At 73.9% G+C, this 22518-nt stretch carries 22 protein-coding genes; 5 read left to right on the top strand and 17 right to left on the bottom strand.

Annotated features, from left to right (window positions below):
* Positions 1 to 104 precede the first annotated feature (104 nt).
* Positions 105 to 587 carry a redox-sensitive transcriptional activator SoxR gene (gene soxR, locus AC07AL_RS24440; protein WP_478318164.1) on the top strand — a complete coding sequence of 161 codons (483 nt, stop codon included), beginning with the start codon at positions 105 to 107 and terminating at the stop codon, positions 585 to 587.
* A 200-nt stretch (positions 588 to 787) separates the two neighbouring features.
* Here soxR and AC07AL_RS24435 read toward each other — a convergent pair whose 3' ends face one another.
* The 5 genes from AC07AL_RS24435 to AC07AL_RS24415 are packed head-to-tail and all read right to left on the bottom strand — an operon-like array spanning position 788 to position 6467.
* Positions 788 to 1765, bottom strand: a complete 978-nt coding sequence (locus tag AC07AL_RS24435) for an ABC transporter ATP-binding protein (RefSeq protein WP_363583847.1) — start codon at positions 1763 to 1765, stop codon at positions 788 to 790.
* Positions 1762 to 2760: an ABC transporter ATP-binding protein gene (locus AC07AL_RS24430; protein WP_363583849.1), complete on the bottom strand. Its 999-nt coding sequence runs from the start codon at positions 2758 to 2760 to the stop codon at positions 1762 to 1764. The genes AC07AL_RS24435 and AC07AL_RS24430 overlap by 4 nt, the downstream gene beginning before the upstream one ends.
* Positions 2760 to 3746, bottom strand: coding sequence for an ABC transporter permease (locus AC07AL_RS24425; RefSeq protein WP_363583851.1), 987 nt, complete (start codon positions 3744 to 3746; stop codon positions 2760 to 2762). Before AC07AL_RS24425 ends, AC07AL_RS24430 begins: the two co-directional genes overlap by 1 nt.
* Positions 3743 to 4702: an ABC transporter permease gene (locus AC07AL_RS24420; RefSeq protein WP_363627453.1), complete on the bottom strand. Its 960-nt coding sequence runs from the start codon at positions 4700 to 4702 to the stop codon at positions 3743 to 3745. Before AC07AL_RS24420 ends, AC07AL_RS24425 begins: the two co-directional genes overlap by 4 nt.
* A 13-nt stretch (positions 4703 to 4715) precedes the next feature.
* The gene (locus AC07AL_RS24415) at positions 4716 to 6467 is read right to left on the bottom strand and encodes an ABC transporter substrate-binding protein (RefSeq protein ID WP_363583855.1); all 1752 of its coding nucleotides are present in this window, start codon (positions 6465 to 6467) and stop codon (positions 4716 to 4718) included.
* 213 nt (positions 6468 to 6680) lie between these two features.
* On the opposite strand from AC07AL_RS24415, the gene AC07AL_RS24410 reads away from it, so the two are divergent.
* On the top strand, positions 6681 to 8150 hold the full coding sequence (locus AC07AL_RS24410; protein ID WP_478318162.1) for an aminopeptidase P family protein: 1470 nt from the start codon (positions 6681 to 6683) through the stop codon (positions 8148 to 8150).
* Positions 8151 to 8167: 17 nt separating this feature from the next.
* Here AC07AL_RS24410 and AC07AL_RS24405 read toward each other — a convergent pair whose 3' ends face one another.
* Genes AC07AL_RS24405 through AC07AL_RS24395 form a run of 3 tightly spaced genes read right to left on the bottom strand, consistent with a single transcriptional unit; the run spans position 8168 to position 11163 of the window.
* Positions 8168 to 9193 (bottom strand): nitronate monooxygenase, encoded by a 1026-nt coding sequence (locus AC07AL_RS24405; RefSeq protein ID WP_478318160.1) that lies wholly within the window; start codon positions 9191 to 9193, stop codon positions 8168 to 8170.
* A gap of 48 nt (positions 9194 to 9241) precedes the next feature.
* Positions 9242 to 9907: a response regulator transcription factor gene (locus AC07AL_RS24400; protein ID WP_363618140.1), complete on the bottom strand. Its 666-nt coding sequence runs from the start codon at positions 9905 to 9907 to the stop codon at positions 9242 to 9244.
* Positions 9908 to 9963: 56 nt separating this feature from the next.
* Positions 9964 to 11163 carry a sensor histidine kinase gene (locus tag AC07AL_RS24395; protein ID WP_478318159.1) on the bottom strand — a complete coding sequence of 400 codons (1200 nt, stop codon included), beginning with the start codon at positions 11161 to 11163 and terminating at the stop codon, positions 9964 to 9966.
* 164 nt (positions 11164 to 11327) lie between these two features.
* Here AC07AL_RS24395 and AC07AL_RS24390 point away from each other — a divergent pair, with 164 nt between their 5' ends.
* Complete coding sequence (locus tag AC07AL_RS24390) at positions 11328 to 12404, top strand: ABC transporter permease (protein WP_478318157.1); 1077 nt, start codon at positions 11328 to 11330, stop codon at positions 12402 to 12404.
* Positions 12401 to 13081: an ABC transporter ATP-binding protein gene (locus AC07AL_RS24385; protein ID WP_363627449.1), complete on the top strand. Its 681-nt coding sequence runs from the start codon at positions 12401 to 12403 to the stop codon at positions 13079 to 13081. The genes AC07AL_RS24390 and AC07AL_RS24385 overlap by 4 nt, the downstream gene beginning before the upstream one ends.
* A gap of 1 nt (position 13082) precedes the next feature.
* On the opposite strand, the gene AC07AL_RS24380 is transcribed toward AC07AL_RS24385, so the two are convergent.
* Positions 13083 to 13679 carry a Uma2 family endonuclease gene (locus AC07AL_RS24380; protein WP_363583869.1) on the bottom strand — a complete coding sequence of 199 codons (597 nt, stop codon included), beginning with the start codon at positions 13677 to 13679 and terminating at the stop codon, positions 13083 to 13085.
* Positions 13680 to 13788: 109 nt separating this feature from the next.
* Complete coding sequence (locus AC07AL_RS24375; RefSeq protein ID WP_063346897.1) at positions 13789 to 14499, bottom strand: GntR family transcriptional regulator; 711 nt, start codon at positions 14497 to 14499, stop codon at positions 13789 to 13791.
* 263 nt (positions 14500 to 14762) lie between these two features.
* Here AC07AL_RS24375 and AC07AL_RS24370 point away from each other — a divergent pair, with 263 nt between their 5' ends.
* Complete coding sequence (locus AC07AL_RS24370) at positions 14763 to 15104, top strand: hypothetical protein (RefSeq protein WP_400329720.1); 342 nt, start codon at positions 14763 to 14765, stop codon at positions 15102 to 15104.
* A gap of 3 nt (positions 15105 to 15107) precedes the next feature.
* Here AC07AL_RS24370 and AC07AL_RS24365 read toward each other — a convergent pair whose 3' ends face one another.
* The 7 genes from AC07AL_RS24365 to AC07AL_RS24335 form a co-directional block, all read right to left on the bottom strand.
* Positions 15108 to 16037, bottom strand: a complete 930-nt coding sequence (locus AC07AL_RS24365; RefSeq protein ID WP_478318153.1) for an ornithine cyclodeaminase family protein — start codon at positions 16035 to 16037, stop codon at positions 15108 to 15110.
* A 68-nt stretch (positions 16038 to 16105) separates the two neighbouring features.
* Positions 16106 to 17134, bottom strand: coding sequence for a proline racemase family protein (locus tag AC07AL_RS24360; protein ID WP_363583874.1), 1029 nt, complete (start codon positions 17132 to 17134; stop codon positions 16106 to 16108).
* Positions 17134 to 18504 carry an aldehyde dehydrogenase family protein gene (locus AC07AL_RS24355; RefSeq protein WP_363583966.1) on the bottom strand — a complete coding sequence of 457 codons (1371 nt, stop codon included), beginning with the start codon at positions 18502 to 18504 and terminating at the stop codon, positions 17134 to 17136. The genes AC07AL_RS24360 and AC07AL_RS24355 overlap by 1 nt, the downstream gene beginning before the upstream one ends.
* A gap of 75 nt (positions 18505 to 18579) precedes the next feature.
* Positions 18580 to 19584, bottom strand: a complete 1005-nt coding sequence (locus AC07AL_RS24350) for a proline racemase family protein (protein ID WP_363627445.1) — start codon at positions 19582 to 19584, stop codon at positions 18580 to 18582.
* A gap of 115 nt (positions 19585 to 19699) precedes the next feature.
* Positions 19700 to 20563 carry a dihydrodipicolinate synthase family protein gene (locus AC07AL_RS24345; protein WP_363627538.1) on the bottom strand — a complete coding sequence of 288 codons (864 nt, stop codon included), beginning with the start codon at positions 20561 to 20563 and terminating at the stop codon, positions 19700 to 19702.
* Between the two features lie 129 nt (positions 20564 to 20692).
* Positions 20693 to 22147 (bottom strand): FAD/NAD(P)-dependent oxidoreductase, encoded by a 1455-nt coding sequence (locus AC07AL_RS24340; protein ID WP_478318151.1) that lies wholly within the window; start codon positions 22145 to 22147, stop codon positions 20693 to 20695.
* The gene (locus AC07AL_RS24335) at positions 22128 to 22442 is read right to left on the bottom strand and encodes a (2Fe-2S)-binding protein (protein ID WP_363583882.1); all 315 of its coding nucleotides are present in this window, start codon (positions 22440 to 22442) and stop codon (positions 22128 to 22130) included. Before AC07AL_RS24335 ends, AC07AL_RS24340 begins: the two co-directional genes overlap by 20 nt.
* Positions 22443 to 22518: the final 76 nt, after the last annotated feature.

The following is a 22518-nucleotide window of genomic DNA, read 5'->3' as shown; positions in this document are numbered from 1 at the left end:
CCTGCTCAGTACAGGCAGTAACGCTCTGCGCAGCGAGTGGTACGGCCACGTCCGGTACGCTAGATCTTCAACAGGACTTGAAGTCAAGGAGTCGAGGAGCAGGCATGGACACCGCACCGGTCGACCTGCTGAGCGTCGGCGAGGTGGCCCGGCGGGCCGGGATCGCCACCTCGGCGGTGCGCTTCTACGAGGACCAGGGGCTGATCTCCTCCGAGCGGTCGCCGGGCAACCAGCGCCGCTACCGGCGGCACGTGCTGCGCCGGATCTCGCTCATCCTGGTCGCCAAACGGCTCGGCATCCCGCTCTCCGAGGTGGCCGAGGTGTTCACCGGGCTCCCCGAGGACCGGATGCCGGGCAAGCACGACTGGGACCGCATCTCGCGGCGCTGGGCCGAACAACTGCGCGCCCGGCGGGCCGAGTTGGAGCGACTGGAGGAGGAGCTGACCGGCTGCATCGGCTGCGGCTGCGTGTCGCTGCGCCGCTGCCGGGTGCTCAACCCCGGGGACGAACTGGCCGCCGAGGGGCCCGGCCCGCGCCGGCTGCTGCCGGGCACGGCGGGCGAGGCCAGCGGGCCATCCGGAGCGTGAGAACGGCCGGACCATGAGAACGGCCGGACCATGAACCGGACCGTGAAAACGGTGGAACCCGGTCGGACGCGGCCCTCGTGAGGTTCCCCGCCGCGCCCGACCGGGCGTCTGCGGCGAGGGATCGCGTCCCTCGCCCGTTGGGTGCCGTACCGCCCGGCGTGGGGGCAACTGGGCGGTACGGCGGCTCTATGTGGTCGGCCTCAGGCCTCCGGGAAGTGGCAGGCCGCCTGCCGGCTACCCGCCCCGGCGATCTGCAGCAGCGGACGGTCCGTGCGGCAGATCTCCTGCGCCTTGGGGCAGCGCGGGTGGAAGGTGCAACCGGACGGCGGGTTCGCCGGGCTCGGCGGGTCGCCGAGCAGCACGATCCGCTCCCGCGCGCGCTCCGCCGCCGGGTCGGGCAGCGGGACGGCGGACAGCAGCGCCTTGGTGTACGGGTGCGCCGGGCTGCCGTACACCTCGGCCTTGTCGCCGATCTCGACGATCCGCCCGAGGTACATCACCGCCACCCGGTCGCAGACCCGCTTGACCACCGAGAGGTCGTGCGCGATGAACACGTACGCCAGGCCGAGCTCCTGCTGGAGCCGCTCCATCAGGTTGACCACCTGGGCCTGGATGGAGACGTCGAGCGCGGAGACCGGCTCGTCGGCGATGACCAGCTTCGGCGAGGTGGCGAGCGAGCGGGCGATGCCGATGCGCTGCGCCTGGCCGCCGGAGAACTCGTGCGGGTAGCGGTCGATCTGCTCGGGGATCAGCCCGACCAGTTCCATCAGCTCGCCCGCCCGCCGGCGCGCGTCGGCCGCGCTCGACCCCTGGAGCAGCAGCGGCTCGGAGATGATCCGGGCCACCGTCTGCCGGGGGTTGAGCGAGGAGTACGGGTCCTGGAAGACCATCTGCAGGTGCCGCCGGTGCGGCCGCAGCCGGGCCTGGGAGAGCCCGCCGATCTCGGTGCCGTCGAAGGTGACGGTGCCCGAGGTCGGGTCGAGCAGCCGGACGATCATCCGCCCGGTGGTGGACTTGCCGCAGCCGGACTCGCCGACCAGGCCGAGCGTCTCGCCCTTGCCGACGTCGAAGCTGACGCCGTCGACGGCGCGGACCGGGGCGCCGGGCCGGCCGGTGCGGCTCCGTCGGCCGGGGAAGGTCTTCACCAGGTCCCGTACGGACAGCAGGTTCTCGGTCATGGCCGGGCTCCTTCCGGTACCAGCGGCAGGTGGCAGGCGGCCTGGTGGCCGGGGCCGAGCGGGCCGAGCTCGGGTCGGTCGGCCAGGCAGCGGGCGTGTTCCTCGGCGGTGGCGGTGCTGGTGCGGGCGCAGCGCGGCGCGAAGGAGCAGCCGGGGGCGGGGGCGATCAGCGACGGCGGGCTGCCGGGGATGGCCCGCAGCGGGGCGTCGTCGGTGTCGTCCAGGCGCGGCAGCGAGTCCAGCAGGCCGCGGGTGTACGGGTGCCCGGGGGTGGCGAACAGCCGGTCCACCGGGGCCTGTTCGGCGGCCCGGCCGCCGTACATGACCAGCACCTCGTGGGCGACCCGGGCGACCACCCCGAGGTCGTGGGTGATCATGACGACGCCGAGGCCGCGCTCCTGCTGGATGCGGGCGATCAGGTCGAGGATCTGCGCCTGGACGGTGACGTCGAGGGCCGTGGTGGGCTCGTCGGCGATCAGCAGTTCGGGTTCGCAGGCGAGCGCCATGGCGATCATGACGCGCTGGCGCATGCCGCCGGAGAACTGGTGCGGGTACTCGTCGACCCGCCGGGCCGGCTCCGGGATGCCGACCTCGGCCAGCATCTCGACCGCCCGCGCGCGGCCCGCCCTGCGGTTGGCCTTGAAGTGCACCCGGTAGTGCTCGGCGATCTGCTCGCCGACGGTGTAGAAGGGGTGCAGGCTGGACAGCGGGTCCTGGAAGATCATCGCGATCCGGCGGCCCCGGACGGTGCCCAGCTCCCGTTCGCCGAGCCCGTTGAGCTCCATCCCGTCGAGCCGGATCGAGCCGGTGACGGCGGCGCCGCGGTGCAGGCCCATGACGGCGAGCGAGGTGACGGACTTGCCGCTGCCGGACTCGCCGACCAGGCCGAGGGTCCGCCCGGCGTCGACGGCGAAGGAGATGCCGTCCACCGCCCGGACGGTGCCGCGGGGCGTGTCGAAGGAGACCTTGAGGTCCTCGACCTCCAAGAGAGTCATCAGTACCTCACTCGTGGGTCGACGAACGCGTAGAGCAGGTCGACCAGCAGGTTCGCCGCGACGATGAAGAAGGCCGCGAGCAGGGTGACGCCGAGGATCACGGGCTGGTCGGAGCGGCCCAGACCGTCGTAGAACAGCCGGCCGACGCCGGGCAGGCCGAAGATGGACTCGGTGATGACCGCACCGGCCAGAAGGCCGCCGAGGTCCATGCCGAAGATGGTGAGGATCGGCGTCACCCCGGCGCGCAGCCCGTGCTTGACCGTGACCGTCCGCGACGGCAGGCCCTTGGCCCGGGCGGTGCGGATGTACGGCTCGGCCATCGCCTCGATCATCGAGTTGCGGCTCTGCCGGGCGTACATGGCCGCGTACAGCAGGGCCAGGGCGATCCACGGCAGCAGCAGGTTGGAGGCCCACTCGAAGGGGTTCTCGGTGAACTTGTGGTACGCCGGGTAGGGCAGCAGCCCGGCCGTACGGACGACACCCCAGATCAGCATGATCGAGGTGAAGTAGACCGGCAACGAGGCGGTGCCGACCGAGAGCACCATCAGCGTCTTGTCGGAGGCCTTGCCCTTGCGCAGCGCCGAGGTGACGCCCGCGCCGAGGCCGAGGACCAGCCAGAGCACCGCCGCGCCGACGGCGAGCGAGATGGACACCGGCAGCCGGTCGACGAGCAGGTCCCAGACCGGCAGCCCGTACTCGTACGAGTAGCCGAGGCAGGGGAAGCCGCAGTGCACGGCGCTCGGGCCGCTGCCGTAGTCGCGACCGGCGAAGATGCCGCCCAGGTAGGCGAGGAACTGTTCCCAGATCGGCTTGTTCAGGCCCATCGCCGCCTTGACGTCGGCGAGCCGCTCCGGGCTGCAGGTCTTGCCGCAGGCCGCCGCCGCCGGGTCGTTCGGCAGCAGGTAGAAGATGGTGAAGGTGATGGCGCAGATGGCGAGCAGGATGCCCGCCACGCCGAGCAGTCGGCGGCCGAGGTAGAGGATCACGACCGGCCTCCCCGGGGGTCGAGGATGTCGCGCAGCGCGTCCCCGAGCAGGGTGAACGCGAGCACGGCGACGAACAGGAAAGCCGTCGGGATCAGGAAGTACGTCGGGTCGGTCTCGTAGTGGACGATGCTCTCCGCGATCATCTGGCCCCAGGACGAGGTCGGCGGGCGGACGCCCACACCGAGGTAGCTGAGCGCGGCCTCGGTGGCGATCATGCCGGGGATGAGCAGGGTGGTGTAAGCGATGATCGGGCCGGAGACGTTCGGCAGGATCTCCCGGGTGAGGATGCGCCAGGAGCGCGCCCCGCCGACCTTGGCGGCCTCGACGTACTCGCGGTGCTTGAGCGAGAGGGTCTGGCCGCGCACGACGCGGGCGATGCCGGGCCAGGTGAACAGGCCGATCACCAGGGTGATCAGCAGGATCCGGTTGACGTCCTTGGCCACCGACATCATCGCGATCATGAAGATCAGCGAGGGGAAGGACATGGTGAGGTCCATCAGCCGGGACAGCAGCGTGTCCGTCCGGCCGCCGAAGTAGCCGGCCGCGATGCCGGCCAGGGTGCCGGTGATGACGACGACGGCGGTCGCGGTGAACGCGATCAGCAGCGAGACCTGCCCGCCGTGCAGGACCCGGGCGAACAGGTCGCGCCCGGTGATCGGCTCGACGCCCAGCCAGTGCCGGGCGCTGATGCCGCCGAAGTCGCCCCGAGGCATGCCGCCCAGGTACGGGTCGATGGCGCGCTTGTCGAACTCCTCGGGGGACCAGCCGCCGAGCGAGCTCAGCGGGCCGGCCAGGGCGGCCAGCAGCAGCAAGGCGCCGACCGTGATCAGGCCGAAGCGGGCCGATCCCTTGGCCCACAGCTGGTCCCAGACCAGCCGCCACGGGCCGCGCCCGGTGGCCTTCGCGGGGCCCGTCGCCGTGGAGTCCACGGCGACGGGCTCAGTGGTTGTACTCATCGCCGACGGCCCCTCAGCCCTTGCCCTTGGCGGGGTCCTTGAGGCCGACCACGGCCAGGTCGATCATGCCGGCGTAGCCGGAGTTCCCGAACGCGCCGGCCACGTTGGTGCCGGCCAGCAGCGGGCGGCGCTGCCACATCAACGGGACGGCCGGGGCCTTCTTCAGCAGGTCCTCGTCCAGTTGCTGCCAGGCCTTGTTGGCCTCGTTGACGTCCGTCATGGCCGCGATCTGGTCCATCCGGTCCATCGTGGCCTGGTCCTTGAACTGGCTGTAGTTACCCTGGTTGCCCTTCTCCTTGATGGTCCGTCCGTCGAAGATGAACGGGAGGAAGGTCGCGCCGGACGGGTAGTCCGGGCACCAGCCGTTGATGGTCAGCTCGGGGGCGTTCTTGGTGTCGCCGAGCGTGTCGGTGAAGGCGGACGGGTCGACGGTGTTCACGGTGACCTGAACACCGGCCTTGGCCAGCGACTGCTGGATCGTCTCGGCGCGGGTCTTGTCGCCCAGGGAGACGGTGATCGACACCTTGAGGTCGGTCTTGCCCGCGTCCTTGAGCATCGCCTTGGCCTTCTCCGGGTCGCCGGCGGCCGGGATCTTCAGCGGGTCCGCCTTGGCGCCGCCGGTCAGCGACGGCGGGAGGTAGGAGGTGGCCACGTCGGCCATCGCCGGGCCGCCGAAGGCCGTCACCTGCGCCTCGCGGTCGACCGCCCACATCATCGCCTCGCGCACCTTCGGGTCGTCGAAGGGCGCCTTGGCGGTGTTCAGGTACAGCATGTCCGTACAGCCGGTCTGCTCGGCCGCCATGCGGGCCTTGACGTCCGGCTTGGTCAGCACCTTGGAGACGGACTCGTGGGCCATCCACGGCATCTCGATCGCGTTGGCGTCGGCGCCGTCGCTGGCGATGATCCGGTCGTCGGCCTGGCCGCCCTTGATGCCCTGGGTGACCACGATCTTGTCCGGGTACGCCTTGCGGACGGTGTCGGTGGACTGGTCCCAGTTGGTGTTGCGGACCAGCGTCAGCTGCTTGCCCCGGTCGTACGTGTCGATCTTGTAGGGGCCGGAGGAGAACGGCCGCGAGTCGTACTGGGTGCCCTTCTCCTGGGACTGCGGCACCGGGGAGAAGGTCGGGAGGGTGACGGTGTCCGAGAACTCGGCGACCGGGCGCTTCAGGTGGAAGACGATGGTCCTGTCGTCCGGGGTCTCGATGCTCGCCAGGTGCTCGCCAGTGAGCGGGCCCTTGTAGTTCTCGCCGCCGGCCAGGTACTGGACGGCGTAGTCGGGGCCGCCGGTGAGGTCCGGGGAGAAGGACCGCTCGACGTTGTACTTGATGTCGGCGGACTTGATCGGCGTGCCGTCCTCGTACTTGAGGCCGTCCTTCAGGGTGAAGGTCCACACCTTGCCGCCCTCGCTGGACTTGCCGAGGTCGGTGGCGAGGTCCGGGACGATCTCGCTGCCCGCCGCACCCGGCTCGGACTTGAAGGTAGTCAGGGTGCGGTAGATCAGCCGGGTGCCGAAGTCCATGTGCGGCACGGTCCAGTTGCGGGCCGGATCGAGGTGGGCGAAGTCCTGGTTCGTCAGGACGTTGAGGGTGCCACCCTTGACCGGGGTGCCGCCGATGACCGAACCGGACGCGGCGCCCGGGCCCTGGCCGTTGGAAGGCGCGGCGTCACTTCCGCTGTCGCTCTTGTCGTTCTTGCAGGCCCCGAGGCCGAGGGTGAGGGTCGCCGCGAGGACCGCCGCGAGGGCGGCGTGGGTGCGCCTGGTCATGTGCAACTCCGCTGTGGGGGGCCTGCCGTGAAGCCCGTGTCCGCCCCGGGAGGTGATCCGGGGCCCGACCGGGAGGCGACCTTCGAGGTCTGGCCGCTCCGCGGTGTGACCCGTAACATAGTAATGTGAAATTGCACTGCACAAGAGGTGACGCCCCCCGTTACCGAGCTGTGTCCGGGCCACACCACCCCCTCCCCACCTAGGAGTTCACCGGTGCCCCTCCGACAGACCGGCCTCAACACCGGGAGCCACGACCTCCCCGTCTCCCCCGCCCTCGACGCCTTCATGGGCACCCGCTGGGCCGCCACCCCCCTCCCCGCCGACCAACGAGTCCCCGGCCACAACCGCCTCCCCGGCCGCCACGCCCGCCTCTCCGCCGCCTTCCCCGGCGAGCGGCTGATCGTCCCCGCCGGCCGGCTGAAGGTCCGCTGCAACGACCTCGACCACCGCTTCCGCCCGCACAGCGCCTACGCCTGGCTCACCGGCCTCACCGGCGAGGACCAGGCCGACCACGTCCTCGTCCTCGAACCGACCGGCCCCCACGGCCACGAGCCGGTCCTGTACCTGCGCCCCCGCTCCCCCCGCGGCCGGCAGCACGCCAACGGCACCGAGTTCTACCGCGACCGCCGCTACGGCGAGTTCTGGGTCGGCCGCCGCCCCGACCTCGCCGAAGCCGCCGCGCTCACCGGACTGCGCACCGAACACCTCGACGACCTCGACAAACTCCTCGCCGGCCCCCAGCCGCCCACCCGCGTCCTCGCCGGCACCGACCCCCTCGTCGACGAATGCACCGGACGCCCCGGCGCCCACACCACGCGGGACGGCGAACTCGGCGCCGTCCTCGCCGAGTTGCGCCTGGTCAAGGACACCTGGGAGATCGGCCAGCTCCAACTCGCCGTCGACCACACCGTCACCGGCTTCCAGGACGTCGTCCGCGCCCTGCCCACCGCCCTGCGCCACCCCCGCGGCGAACGCTGGATCGAGGGCGTCTTCGACCTGCGCGCCCGCGCCGAAGGCAACGGCACCAGCTACACCACCATCGCCGCCTCCGGCGCCCACGCCTGCGTCCTGCACTGGATCCGCAACGACGGCGCCCTCGACCCGAACTCCCTGCTCCTGCTGGACGCCGGCGTCGAAACCGACACCCTCTACGCCGCCGACATCACCCGCACCCTCCCGCTCAGCGGCACCTTCACCCCCGTCCAACGGCAGGCCTACGACCTCGTCCTCGCCGCCCAGAGCGCCGGCATCGCCGCGCTGCGCCCCGGCGCCCGCTTCCGCGACTTCCACCACGCCGCCATGCGGGTCATCGCCGAAGGCCTCGCCGACTGGGGCGTCCTACGCATCCCCGCCGAACAGTCCCTCGCCGAGGACAACGGCCTCCACCGCCGCTACACCCTCTGCGGCAGCGGCCACATGCTCGGCCTCGACTACCACGACTGCGCCAGGGCCCGCGCCGACCGCTACCTCGACGGCACCCTGGAAGCCGGCATGGTCCTCACCGTCGAACCCGGCCTCTACCTCCAGCCCGACGACGAAACCCTCCCCCTCGAACTCCGCGGCCTCGGCATCCGCATCGAGGACGACCTCGTCATCACCCCCGACGGCGCCCACCTCATGTCCCACGCCCTCCCCCGCACCGCCCCCGCCATCGAATCCTGGATGGCCGACCTCCTCGGCTGAGCCCGGGGAGCGGCCGCTCACACCGCCCGTGCCGCCGCCCACAGCTCCGCGATCAGGTCCGCCGCCGGGCCCGTGCGGGCCAGGTGGTGGGCGGTGCCGGCCCAGAGGTGCATGGACTGGAGGTCGGCGCGGCGGGTCGCGGCGGCGCGCAGCGGCTGGGTGAGGTGGTGCACCTCGGGGTAGGCGGGCGGGGCGTACGGGCCGTGGCGGTCGATGAAGGCGTTGCGCAGACCGCGGGCCGGGCGGCCGGTGAAGGCCCGGGTGACGGCCGTCTCCGGGAGTTCGGTGAGCGCCGCCCGGTGCGCGGCCGAGGTGCCCGCCTCGTCGGCGCGCAGCAGGGCCGTCCCCAGCTGCACCGCCGCCGCCCCGGCCCGCAGCGCCGCCGCCACCGCCGGGCCGTCGCCCAGCCCGCCGGCCGCGATCAGCGGCAGCGCCGTCACCGCCCGGACGGCGGGCAGCAGCTCCAGCAGCGGGACGTCACCGGGCTCGTCCCCGATCCGGTGGGTGGCGCGGTGCCCGCCGGCCTCCGGGCCCTGCACGCACAGCGCGTCCATCCCGACCGCCTCCGCCGCCCGCGCCTCCGCGGGCGTGGTGACGGTGCCGACCTGGAACGACCCGGCCGCGCGGACCGCCGCCGCCTCCTGCGGCGTCGGCAGGCCGAAGGTGTACGAGACCACCGGGACCGGGTCCGCCAGCAGCACGGCGAGCTTGGCCTCCCAGTCGTCCCGGTCCGGCCCGATCTCCTCGGGCAGCGCCACGTCCCACCGCTCGGCCTCGGGCCGCAGCCGCTCCCGGTAGGCGGCGACGGCCGCCGGATCGCCGGGCGGGGCCGGGACGAACAGGTTCACGCCGAACGGCCCACCGGTCAACTCCCTGACCAGCGCGACCTGTTCGGCCATCGCGGCGGCGCTCCGGTACCCGGCGGCGAGGAACCCCAGCCCGCCGGCCCGGTTCACCGCCGCCACCAGCTCCGGGGTGGACGCCCCGCCCGCCATCGGCGCGCCGATCACCGGCACGGAAAGTTCATCGAGACGCACGGCCATCGGGGTCCTCCACTCCGGGCAACGGTTCGGACCCGGCCCACCCTACGCTCAGCGGATCAGCCCCCGCCCGCGCGCCGCCCGCACCGCCGCCGTCCGCGAGTCCACCGCCAACTTGGTGTAGACGTGCACCAGATGGGACTTCACCGTGGCCTGGCTCAGGTGCAGCCGCTGGCTGATCTGCTGGTTGGTCAGCCCGTCCGCGACCAGCCCCAGCACCTCGGTCTCCCGCGCGCTGAGCGCCGCCGCCGGCGTCCGCATCCGTTCCAGCAGCCGGTCGGCGACGCTCGGTGCCAGCGCCGAGCGGCCCGCGGCGGCGGCCCGGACGGCCTGGGCCAGTTCCTCCGGCGGGGCGTCCTTGAGCAGGTAGCCGGTGGCGCCGGCCTCCAGCGCGGGCAGGGTGTCGGCGTCGGTTTCGTAGGTGGTGACGACGAGGACCCGGGGCGCGCCCGGCCGGGCGGTGATCGCGGCGGTCGCCTGGGCGCCGTTCATGGCCGAGCCGGGCCCGAACTGGAGGTCCATCAGCACCACGTCGACCCCGCCCGCCGCGGCCAGTTCGACGGCCCGTTCGGCGGTCGCGGCCTCGGCGGCGATGGTGAAGTCCGGCTCGCCCTCCAGGACGGCCCGCAGCCCGGCCCGCACCACCGGGTGGTCGTCCGCCAGCAGCAGCCGGATCACCGCGCCGCTCCCGCGCCCGCCGTCACTGCGCTCGTTCACGCCCTGACCTCCGTCACTCCGTCCGTTCACGCCCCGTACGCCGTCAATCCGCCCGTTCACGCCCCGCCCTCCGTCACCGGCAGCTGCACCGCGAGCGCCGTGCCCCCGCCGAGCGCCGACTCCACCGTGAAGGTGCCGCCGAGCGCCCGCGCCCGGGCCCGCATCGACGGCAGCCCGAACCCGCCGTCCCCTCCGCTGCGCCCGGCGACCGCCGCCGGATCGAATCCGGCCCCGTCGTCGAACACGTCCAACGCCACCTCGCCCTCCATGTAGCTGAGCGTCACCTCGGCGTGCGAGGCGTGCGCGTGCCGGACGGTGTTGCCGAGCGCGGACTGCGCGATCCGCAGCAGCGCGACCTCCTGCGGCACCGGCAGCCGTACCGGGTCCCCGGAGACGTGCAGTTTCACCGGCAGGCCGCTGTGCGCCGCCGTGGTGGCGCACAGCCGTTCCAGCGCGACCGGCAGTGGGTCTCCGTCGAGCGCGGGCGGGGTGAGCGCGCGGACGAACCGCCGGGCCTCGTCCAGGTTGTCCTGGGCGGCCTGCCGGGCCTGCTCGACGTACCCGGAGGCCGCCTCGGTGCGTTCCGGCAGGGCCCGCTGGGCGGCCCGCAGCAGCAGCTGGATGGAGCTGAGGCTCTGCGCGAGGGTGTCGTGGATCTCCCGGGCGAGGCGCTCGCGTTCGGCGAGCACCCCGGCGGTGTGGTGGGCGGCCGCGGCGTCGGCGCGGGCGGCGGTGAGTTCGTCGATCAGCCGGCGGCGCTCCTCGCTCTCCCGGTACAGCGCCTGGTAGCCGAGCACGGTGGCGGTGGCGACGGCCGCGCCGAGCGCGGGTCCGATCGCGGCGGGCAGGCTGAAGGTGTGCTGGTGCCAGGACCAGGCCGCGATGGCGGTGGCGGCGGTCAGCCCGACGGCGGTGAGGCCGCCGCGCCGCCCGAGCAGGTGCAGTTCCAGGAAGTACAGCGGGAACGCCAGCCACACCCCGTCCTGGGTGGCGATCAGCACGCCCACCCAGGTGACGCCGAGCAGCGCCAGCCAGAGCGCGGCGGCCCGGCGCGAGCGGCGGACGGCGGCCAGCCGGGGGCCGACGGCGTACACGGCGGCCATCGCGGTGGCCGCGGCGGCGACGGGCACCGGGTCGCCGTCCCGGCCGACGGCGACACGGGCGACGGCCAGGGCGAGCAGGCCCGCCACGAGCAGGTGCAGGCAGACCTGGAGGACGCGGGCGACGGGGGTGGTGCGGGATCGTTCGGTCGCCATCCGTCCAGCCTAGGTTCCGAACCGGGCCCCGGCATCAATCAAAAGGTTGAACTCCGCTTCTGCCCTTTGATGCCGAGGATGCAATCCGCGGTGCGATGCCCGCGGGGCCCCTTCTCCGGCACGGTGGAAGCGTCGGAAACACTCGTTCAGCAGGAAGGCCCACCGTGTTCGTCGCCTGGAGGGATCTGGGGTTCGCCAAGGGGCGGTTCGCCCTGATGGGGACCGTCATCGTGCTGATCACCGTACTGGTCGGCCTGCTGTCCGGACTGACCGCCGGACTCGGCCGGCAGAACATCTCCGCGATCACCGGCCTGCCCGCCGACCACCTGGTGTTCGGCGAGCCCGCCGACGGGCAGAAGCTCTCCTTCACCGACTCCCAGGTCACCCCCGAGCAGTGGCAGGCCTGGGCGGCCGAGCCGGGCGTCACCTCCGCCCAGCCCCTGGGCATCACCACCACCAAGGCCGCCGCCGGGACCCGCACCACGGCGCTGTCCGCCTTCGGCGTCCCGGACGGCTCCGCGCTGGCCCCGCAGGGCGCCCGGATCGCCCCCGGTCAGGCCGTCCTGTCGAAGACCGCCGCCAAGAACCTGGGCGGCCTCGCCCCCGGCGCCGACCTCACCCTGGCCGGGCACCGCCTCCGGGTCGCGGCCGTCGACGGCGACGCCGCGTACAGCCACACCCCGGTGATCTGGACCAGCCTCACCGACTGGCAGCAGGCCGTCCCCGGCGGCGCCGGCCACGCGACCGTCATCGCGCTCACCACCGCCAAGGGCGCCGACCTGCACGGCACCGACGCCCGCCACGGCACCGAGACCCGCACCCGCGACGACGCCCTCGCCGCGATCGGCTCCTACACCTCCGAGAACGGCTCGCTCCAGCTGATGCGCGGCTTCCTGTTCGCCATCTCGGCCCTGGTGATCGGCGCCTTCTTCACCGTCTGGACGATCCAGCGCAGCGGCGACATCGCGGTGCTGAAGGCGCTCGGCGCCTCCACCCGCTACCTGCTGCGCGACGCCCTCGGCCAGGCCGTCCTGCTGCTGGTGCTCGGCACCGCCGTCGGCACCGCGCTCGCGGCGGGCGTCGGGGCCCTGGTCGGCTCCACCGTGCCCTTCGTCCTGGACGCCCCGACCGTCCTGTTCCCCGCCGCCGTCATGATCGCGCTCGGCGCGGTCGGCGCGGGCCTGTCCATCCGCCGGATCACCTCCGTCGACCCGCTGACCGCCCTGGGGAGCGCCCGATGAGCCTCGTCCTCGACCGCATCACCCTCACCTACCCGGACGGCGACGGCCGGCTCACGGCGCTGGACGACGTGTCGCTGACCGTCCCCAAGGGCTCGATCACGGCCGTCGTCGGCCCGTCCGGCTCCGGCAAGTCCAGCCTGCTGGCGGTCGCCGCCACCCTGATCACCCCGGACTCCGGCCGGGTGGTGCTGGACGGCACCGACACCACCGGCCTCGGCCGCGCCGAACTGACCGCGCTGCGCCGCACCCGGATCGGCATCGTCTTCCAGCAGGCCAACCTGCTGCCCTCGCTCACCGCCGTCGAACAGCTCCAGGTGATGGCCCACCTGGACGGCCGCTCCCCGCGCACCGCCCTCCCCCGGGCCCTGGACCTGCTGGCCGCCGTCGGCCTGCGGGACCAGGCCGCCCGCCGCCCGCACCAGCTCTCCGGCGGTCAGCGCCAGCGCGTCAACATCGCCCGCGCGCTGATGAACGACCCCACCGTGCTGCTGATCGACGAACCCACCAGCGCCCTCGACCACGAACGCGGCGCCGCCGTCCTCGACCTCATCACCGACCTCACCCACCGCCGCGCCACCGCCACCGTCCTGGTCACCCACGACCGCACCCACCTGACGGCCGTCGACCAGATCGCCGAAGTCCACGACGGCCGCCTGACAGTGCCCGCGGCGGCCTGAGCTACTTCTTCGCCGCCAGCACGTCGTCCACCGACAGCGTCACCGCCGCCCCGATCGACTCCGGCAGGGTGAACGACTGCCCCGGGTGGTGGACGGCGTGCACGCGGTACTCGCCGTCCTGCGGGTCAGTGAGCACCATGACCCGCTGGTTCGTCCGGTCCACGATCACGTAGACGGGTACTCCAGCGGCGGCATAGACGAAGGGCTTCCGCTTCAGGTCGTCGCTGAGGTTGGACGACGTGACCTCCAACACGAGCCGGAAGACCGCCGGGTCGTAACAGTTGTACTCGATCAAGTGGTCATCGATGTCGGCATCGACGATCGCCAGGTCGGGAACGGCGTAGTCCGACGGCCCGTCCGGCAGCCAGATGCCAACGCCCTGAATGACGTCGACCTCATCCCCGTCGAGGCCGGCGGCGAACAGCACACGCATGAGGCGGCTCAGCGACTTGCCGTGCGAAGCATTCGGCGGCGGCGTCACGGTGATCTGGCTCCCGACGATCTCGACCCGGTGCCCGGCGAACTGGTTGGAGATCAGCTCGGCGACTTCGAGCAGCGTCGGCTGCTCGATGGGCTCTTCCACTGCTGCGGCGGACATGGATTTCCTCCTGGCTGCCGATGTCGAGAACATCATCGTAGGGCGCGAACGCATTCCGACGCCCGATCCCCAGTCTTCACCCGAACGGGCGGTTTAGCCCCGGTTAGCCCTACCGTGCCCGCAGCTTCAGCGCCGGGCGGGCCTCCTCGGCCGCCTCGTCCTGCCCCGCCCACAGCGAACGGACGTGGCTGAGGTGGCGGGTCATACAGGCCTCGGCCGCCTCGGCGTCGCCGGCCAGCATGAGGTCGAGCAGTTCCAGGTGCTCCTCCGCCGAGGAGGTCAGCTCGCCGCGCTCGTCGAGCCGGTTGAGGCCGTACAGCCGCGAGCGCTTCCGCAGGTCGCTGACGACGTCGACCAGCCGGGCGTTGCCGGCCAGCCCCAGCAGGTCCAGGTGGAACTGCCGGTCGGCCTCCAGGTACCCGATGAGGTCGTGCTTGCGCGCGGCCGCGACGATCTCCTCGGCCTGCGGGCGCAGCCGCTCCAGCTGCTCCTTGGTCGCCGTGCGCGTCACCCGGCCGACGGTGGGGACCTCGATCAGGGCGCGGATCTCGGTGTAGTCGTCAAGGTCACGCTCGGTGAGCTCGGTGACCCGGAAGCCCTTGTTGCGGACGGCCTCGACGAGGCCTTCGCGGGCGAGGTCGAGCATGGCCTCGCGGACGGGGGTGGCGGAGACGCCGAAGTCGGCGGCGAGCGCGGGTGCGGAGTAGACGACGCCGGGGCGCAGTTCGCCGGAGATCAGGGCTGCCCGGAGCGCGTGGGCGACCTGGTCGCGAAGCCGCTCCTGTACGGAGATCAGGGTGCGGGGTTTGAGGTCGGCCATGGTGTTCCTCCGGGTGGGTGCAGAACACCAGCGTACAATGTCACGTTACGTTGAGTGCGCAACATTCCACGATTCGAACGGCCCCTCAGCACCCGAGGCCCCGGCCGAAACCCATGGTGGCAGCGGCCGCCGGCCGTGACAACGGCCGGCGGCGCACGACCTGTCGCCCGCCCTGCTCATACGGAGCCGGCCCGGCAGGGGATCCCTTCCCGCCGGGCCGACTCCCGCTTCATAGCCCCCGACACCCGCCAGGAGCAACGGACTTGGGAATCGAGATCGCCCTGTACGACGACCACCCCAACAAGGGCGGCCGGTCCGTCCCGACCCTGCTGCACCTCTCGGTCGACCACGGCCCGGCCCTCGCCGCCGCCCTGGCCGCGCACGCCGGGCCGGCCGACCACCGGCCCGGACGGCTCGGCCGGATCGACCCGTACGGCGACACCCGGTTCAACGAGCAGGACGCCGGCGCCGCCTTCGAGGAGGCCACCGTCCTGCTCGCCCGCTGCACCACCGAGGAAGAGCGGGCGGCCGTCCGCGACCTGCGCAACCTGCTCGCCCACTGCGCCGCCACCCCGGGCAGCTGGCTCCACTTCCTCGGGGACTGAAGGTCAGCCAGCCCCGGTGCTCCGGTACACCTCCGCCGCGACCGCCAGGTCCTCCCACGCCATGCCGACGCTCTTGAAGAACCGCGGCCGCCCCGCCGGCACCAGCGCGTCGCCGCGCACCAGCTCGGCCAGGTTCCACACCTGTCGGCCGGCCACGCCCGCCATGATCAGGTCGCCGGCCTCGCGGGCCGCCACCGTCCGCGCCTCCACGTACAGTTCGGCCCGCCCGACCAGCACCTCGTCCACCTCCCGCGCGTCCGGCTCGTGCGAGCCGACCGCCGCGACGGCGGCGTGCGCGGGCACCAGGGCGCCGTCGAACAGCGGCGTGCGCGCGGTGGTGCAGCAGACCACCAGGTCGGCCCCGGCGACCGCCCCCGGCTCGCCGACCCCGGCTGCCAGCCCGAGCCCCCGCCCGTACGCGGCCAGGGCCTCGGCCCGTCCGGCGTTCCGTGCCACCACGGTGAGCCGGGTCAGCGGCTGAACGGCCAGCAGCGCGTCCAGGTGCCCGTACGCCTGCGGCCCGGAGCCGAACAGCACCAGGTGTTCGGCGTCCGGCGCGGCCAGCCGGCGCAGTGCGACGGCGGTGACGGCGGGTGTGCGCAGCGCGGTGAGCGCGGCGCCGTCGAACAGGGCGAGCGGCTGCAGGGTGGGCCCGTCGAGCAGCAGGTAGCTGCCGGTGATCCGGGGCAGTCCCCGCCCCGGGTTGGCGGGCGCGACCCCGGCGATCTTCACCCCGGCGTACGGGCCGGCGGCGGCCGGCATCATCAGCAGTTCGCCGGCCGGGACGGGGACGGCCGAGCGGGCCGGTGCCGACTCCGGGTCGAACCCGTCGAGCAGCACCCGCTCGATCGCCGCCACCGCAGCCGCGGGCCCGACCCCGCCGACGCCCGGCACGGCGTACTGGAGCGGCTCAGCCGCCGTACCGGGCGGCACAAGAGGCGACGCAGGAGGCGGCGCAGCAGGGTCCACAGGAGGGTTCGCGGGAGGGTTCGCGGGAGCGGTCACAGGAGGAACCCCGCGCCCAGGTCGTCGTCCGGTTCCAGGACGAACGCGTGCTCGCCGGTGCGGTGCGCGCTGCCGGTGACCTCGGTGACGACGCCGCCGTCCAGCGGGTCGCCGCCGGGCAGGACGCGGCCGGTGAAGACCGTCCCGATGACGGACTCGTGCCGCAGCTCCTCCCCCGGCGCGAGCCGGCCCTCGGCGGCGAGGACGGCGAGCCGGGCGGAGGTCCCGGAGCCGCAGGGTGAGCGGTCGATCTGCCCGTCCGCGAAGACGGTGACGTTCCGTTGGTTCAACACGCCGTCCTCCGAGACGAGTTCGTCGAACAGGATGACCCCGTACACCCCCGACAGCAGCGGGTCGCTCGGGTGCGCCACCGCCGCCGCGCCGGCCAGCAGCTCCCTGATCTCCCGCCCGGCGGCGGTGAGTTCGGGCAGTTGCGCGGGCTCGACCGCGAGGCCGAGGGCGGCCGCCGGCACCGAGGCGTAGCAGGCGCCCGCGTGCGCCACCGCGACCTCCACGGTGCCCCGTGAAGTGGCCAGCGGCAACTTCAGAGCGGCGACCCGGGTGGGCACGTTGCGGAAGGTGACGCCGGTGGTCCGCCCGCCGGCCCGGTGCACCAGCGCGGTGACCCGGCCGGACGGCACGTCGATCCGCACCCGGGCCACGCCGTCGGCGGGGGCCGCGACCCGCCCGGAGTCCACCGCCCAGGCGCCGAGCGCGATGGTGCCGTGCCCGCAGGCCGTCGAGTAGCCGTCCTTGTGCCAGAACAGCACCCCGAAGTGCGCCTCGTCGTCGTCCGGCGGTACCAGGAACCCGCCGTACATCCCGGCGTGTCCGCGCGGTTCGCGGCTGAGCAGCTGCCGGGCGTCGTCCAGCGCGCTCGGCCGGGGCGCGGTCGCGCTGCCGCCGGCGCCGAGGGCGATGGCCCGCCGTTCGGCGACGCTGTCGCCGGGGATCGCGGGCACGCCGTCCAGCACGATCCGGAACGGCTCGCCGGCCGCGTGGTAGTCGACGGTGCGGACGGGCATCACGCGCCACCGCCCGGCAGGACGCTGACGGTGCGGCTGACGGTGTAGAAGTCCAGCGCCGCCTGGCCCTGCTCGCGCTCGCCGTGGCTCGCGCCCTTGGCACCGCCGAACGGCAGGTGGAAGTCGACGCCGCTGGACGGCGCGTTGACCCGGATCATGCCCGCGTCCAGCCGGTCGGCAGCGGCGAGCGCCACGTCCAGGCTGCGGGTGTGCACCGAGGTGGCGAGGCTGTGCGGGGTGTCGTTGGCGAGCGCGATCGCCTCGTCGAGGTCGGCCGCGGCGTGCAGCAGCGCGATCGGGCCGAAGAACTCCTCGCGGGCCAGCGGGTGTTCGGCCGGCACGTCGGTGAGCAGGGCCGGTTCGACGTACCAGCCGTCCCGCTCGGGTGCCCGGCCGCCGGTGAGCAGGGTGGCCCCGGCGGCGACGGCCGAGTCGACGGCGGCCGTCAGCCGGTCCCGGGCGGCGGCGTTGATGACCGGCCCGCAGGCCGCGTCGTCGACCAGTTCCAACGCCTTGACCAGGGCGTCGCGCAGCGGCTCGTACGCGGCGCCGACCGCGATCACCCGGCTGGTGGCGGTGCACTTCTGCCCCGCGTACCCGGCGATGGCGGCGGCGAGGTGGGCGGCGGCCTGCGCGAGGTCGGCGTCCGGCAGCACCAGCGCGGCGTTCAGCCCGCCGAGTTCGGCCTGCACCGGCACGCCGCGCTCGGTGGCGGCCCGCACCACGGCCCGACCGACGCCGGTCGAGCCGGTGAAGGAGACCACGTCGGCCGTGTCGACCAGCGCCGCGCCCTCCTCGGCGCCGCCCGGCAGCACGGTGAACACGTCCTCGGGCAGCCCGGCCCCGGCGGCCAGTTCGGCCAGCCGCAGCGCGCAGGCGGTCGCCTCGGGCGCCGGCTTGAGCACCGCGGTGTTGCCGACCGCCAACGCCGGCGCGGCCTTCCAGGTGGGGATCGCCAGCGGGAAGTTCCACGGCGCGATCAGCCCGGCGACGCCGTACGGGCGGCGCCGGGTGAGCAGCAGCCCGGGCCCGGCGGCGGTCTCGTGCACCGCCCCGGACGGCGCGAACGGCGCCTGCGCGTAGTAGCGCCAGATCGCCGCGGTGCGGGCGACCTCGCCGCGCGCCTCGGCGAGCGGCTTGCCGACCTCGCGCACGATCAGCCCGGCCAGCTCGTCCGCGTGCGCCTCGACCGCTTCGGCGATCCGGCCGAGCGCCGCGGACCGGGCGCCCGCGCCGGCCGCGAGCCAGCCGGGCTGGGCTGCCCGGGCCCGGGCGACGGCGGCCCGGACGGCTTCGGCGCCGGGTTCCTCCACGGCGACGACGAGGTCCGCGGGGTCGGCGGGGTTGTACGAGGTGATGGTCACGACCAGCAGCCCTTCGAAGGTGGTTCAGCGGACGTCGGAGCGGGCCCCTCCCCCAGAGGCCGGCTCCTCTTTCAAACAGCTCTACAACAGGAACCCGGCCGGGAACGGGTCGCGCGGGTCGAGGAAGTACTGGGCGGTGCCGGTGACCCAGGCCCGCCCGGTGACGGTGGGCACCACGGCGGCCAGACCGGCCACCTCGGTCTCCTCGACCAGGCGCCCGATGAAGGTCGTCCCGATGAAGGAGTCGTTGCGGAAGTCGCGCCCCAGCGGCAGTTCGCCGCGCGCGTGCAGCTGCGCCATCCGGGCCGAGGTGCCGGTGCCGCAGGGCGAGCGGTCGAACCACCCGGGGTGGATGGCCATCGCGTGCCGGGAGTGCTCGGCGGTGGAGCCGGGGGCGAGCAGCTGGACGTGGTGGCAGCCGTGGATGGACGGGTCCTCCGGGTGCACCGGGCGGTCGGGGCTCGCGTTGATGGCGGCCATCAGGGCCAGTCCGGCCTCCAGGATGTCCTGCTTGCGCTCGCGCTCGAAGGGCAGCCCGAACTCGGCGAGCGGCAGGACGGCGTAGAAGTTGCCGCCGTACGCCAGGTCGTAGCCGATCGTGCCGTACCCGGGCACCTCGATCTTGGCGTCCAGCGCGGCCGAGTAGGACGGCACGTTGCGGATGGTCACCGCGGTGGCGGCGCCGTCCTCGACCCGCACCTCGGCGATCACCAGCCCGGCGGGCGTGTCCAGCCGCACCGTGGTGACCGGCTCGACCACCGGCACCATGCCGGTCTCGACCAGCACGGTGGCGACGCCGATGGTGCCGTGCCCGCACATCGGCAGCAGGCCGGAGACCTCGATGTAGAGCACGCCGAAGTCGGCGTCCGGCCGGGTCGGCGGCTGGAGGATGGCGCCGCTCATCGCGGCGTGGCCGCGCGGCTCGTACATCAGCAGGGTGCGGAAGTGGTCCAGGTGCTGCTGGAAGTGCACCCGGCGCTCGGCCATGGTGGCGCCGGGAATGACGCCGAAGCCGCCGGTGATGACCCGGGTCGGCATGCCCTCGGTGTGCGAGTCGACGGCGTGGAACACGTGACGGCTGCGCATGGCTCTGACGACTCCCGTCGGAGTGGGCGTACGGAGGAGCTGACCGTACGCGGGATCGGGTGGGTGGGGCCGGGCCGGCTGCCCCCTCAGCCGGCCTGGTGACGAAGTCTCCCGGTTACGCCAGGCCCTCGGCCAGCGCCTTCTCGGTGGCCGCTCGGACGGCCGCCTCGATGTCCGGGGTCAGCGGCTGGCGCGGCGGGCGGACCGGGCCGCCGGCGCGCCCGGCGATGTCCATGGACAGCTTGATGGCCTGGACGAACTCGGTCTTGGAGTCCCAGCGCAGCAGCGAGTGCAGCGACTTGTACAGCGGCAGCGCGGTGTCCAGCTCCTGCGCCACGGCGGCCCGGTACAGCGCGACGCTGGCCTCCGGCAGGGCGTTCGGGTAGCCGGCGATCCAGCCGACCGCGCCGGCCAGCGCCAGTTCCAGCAGCACGTCGTCGGCGCCGATCAGCAGGTCCAGCCCGGGGGCCAGTTCGGCGATCTCGTAGGCCCGGCGGACGTCGCCGCTGAACTCCTTGACCGCGACGATCGAGCCCTCGCCGTGCAGTTGGGCGAGCAGCGCGGGGACGAGGTCGACCTTGGTGTCGATCGGGTTGTTGTACGCGACGACGGGCAGTCCGGCCTTGGCCACGTCGGCGTAGTGCGCCCGGACGGACGCGTGGTCGGCCCGGAAGGCGTTCGGCGGCAGCAGGAGCACGGAGCCGGCGCCGGCCTCGGCGGCCTGCTCGGCCCAGCGGCGGGACTCGGCGCTGCCGTAGGCGGCCACGCCGGGCATCACCCGGGAGCCGTCGCCGGCCGCCTCGACGGCCACCTCGACGACGCGGGCGCGCTCCTCGGCGGTGAGCGTCTGGTACTCGCCCAGCGAGCCGTTGGGGACGACGCCGTCACAGCCGGACTCGATCAGCCAGCGGACGTGCTCGGCGTACGCGTCGTAGTCGACGGAGAGGTCCGGGCGCAGCGGGATCGTGGTGGCGACCATGATGCCGCGCCAGGGCCGGGCGGTGTCGTGTGGGGTGTTGGGCACGATGAGCTCCTTGGTGAGGTGTGACATTTTATTAGAAGAGATGGGCCGGAGACAAGAGTCCCCGGCCCGCATGTTCGACGGACCTCAGGCCGTATCGGCGTCCTCACCGGACGACCCGGACGACCCGGACGGCCCGGCCGCCAGCTGCGACAACGGCACCGGGCAGGCCAGCGGCCGCCGGTCCGGCACCGGCTCACCCGAGCCGGCCAGGCAGGCCACGGCCGGACCGCACATCCGGCCCTGGCACCAGCCCATCCCGGCCCGGGTGAGCAGCTTGACGGTGCGCGGATCGCCCGCGCCCAGCTCGTCCACGGCCTCCCGGATCGCCGAGACCGGCACCTCCTCGCACCGGCAGACGTCGGTGTCCGGGCGCAGCCAGCCGGTCCAGCCGGGGCCGGGCCGGTGGGCCGCGGCCATCAGGTCGGCGAAGTTCCGCAGCCGGGCCCGGCTGCGCAACAGTGCGGGCTTCGGCACCCGGTCGGCCACGGCGTGCGCGGCCAGTTCGCCCTCCACGATCGCGAGGTCCGCGCCGCCGACGCCGTTGGTCTCCCCCGCCGACCAGAGGCCGGGCACGGTGGTGCGCAGCCGGGCGTCGACCCGGAGCCCGACGGCGCCGTCCGGGGCGGTCCTGGTGGCCGCGCCCAGTTCGGTGGCCAGGTCGATCTGCGGGAGTAGCCCGTGGCCCACGGCGACGGCGTCGCAGGCGATCCGGCGTTCGGTGCCGGGCACCGGCCGCCAGTCGGCGTCCAGCCGGGCCACCGTGACGGCGGTGACCCGCTCGGTCCCGTGCGCCTCGACGACGGCACTGCGCGGGCGCAGCCGTACGCCGTGCCGCAGCAGCGTGCTCCCGTGCCCGGCGCCCTCGACGAGCTTGGCGGGGACGGCCGCCAGGGCGCCGGGGCGCCGGGCGTAGCCGAGGTAGTCGGTGGCCTCGACGACCGCGGGCACCTCGGCCCCGGCGGTGACCAGCGAGGACGCCGCCGCGAGCAGCAGCGGCCCGCTGCCGGCCACCACGATCCGCCTCCCGGGCAGCACCAGCCCGGCCTTGAGCATCGCCTGCGCGCCGCCCGCGGTGACCACCCCGGGCAGGGTCCAGCCGGGGAACGGCAGCTGGCGCTCGTACGCACCGGTGGCGAGCAACACGGACGCGGCCGGGACGGTGGCCCGGTCGGTGGCCTCCGGGCCGCGCGTGACGTGTACGGCGAAGCCGTCGCCGGTCCGCTCCAGCGCCCACACCTGGTGGCCGCCGAGGAAGCGGACCCGCCCGGCCCGCTCGTGCGCGGCGAGCCGGTCGGCCAGTCCGGTGTAGACGGACCAGCCGTGGTGGAGCCGGTCCGGGCGGGCGGCGCCGAGGCCGGGGGCGGGGTGCCGGTAGTACTGCCCGCCGGTGCTGTGGCCGGCGTCCAGCAGGACGCAGCGCAGCCCGAGGTCGGCGGCGGTCACGGCGGCCGCGAGCCCGGCCGGGCCGGCGCCGATCACCGCGAGGTCGGGGCGTCGGGCCGCTTCGGCGGCGGCCCGGTCAGACGGCGAGGTCGGCACGGCCGTGGCCCTCCTGGGTGGTGACGGTGGTGCCGGGTTCGGCGGGGAGCAGGCAGGTGCGCTGGTTGGGGCGGCCGTCGACGGTGGCCAGGCAGTCGAAGCAGGCGCCGATGCCGCAGAACACCCCCCGCGGCCGGCCGCCGACCCGGGTGGTGCGCCAGGCGAGCACGCCGTCGGCCCAGAGCGCGGCGGCGATCGACTGTCCGGGCAGGGCCGGGACGGGTCGGCCGTCGAACTCGATGTGGTGGGCGGGGCCGGGTTCGGCCCGGACCAGGTCGGCGGGGGTGCGGCGCATCGGCGGCTTCTCCGTTCCGGGGTTGGTCGACGGACGAGGGCGGTCTACACGACAGGGGCGGTCGACACGGCGGGGG

Source organism: Kitasatospora sp. NPDC043949, assembly GCF_056435365.1.
This window is presented reverse-complemented; position numbering and strand designations above follow the sequence as displayed.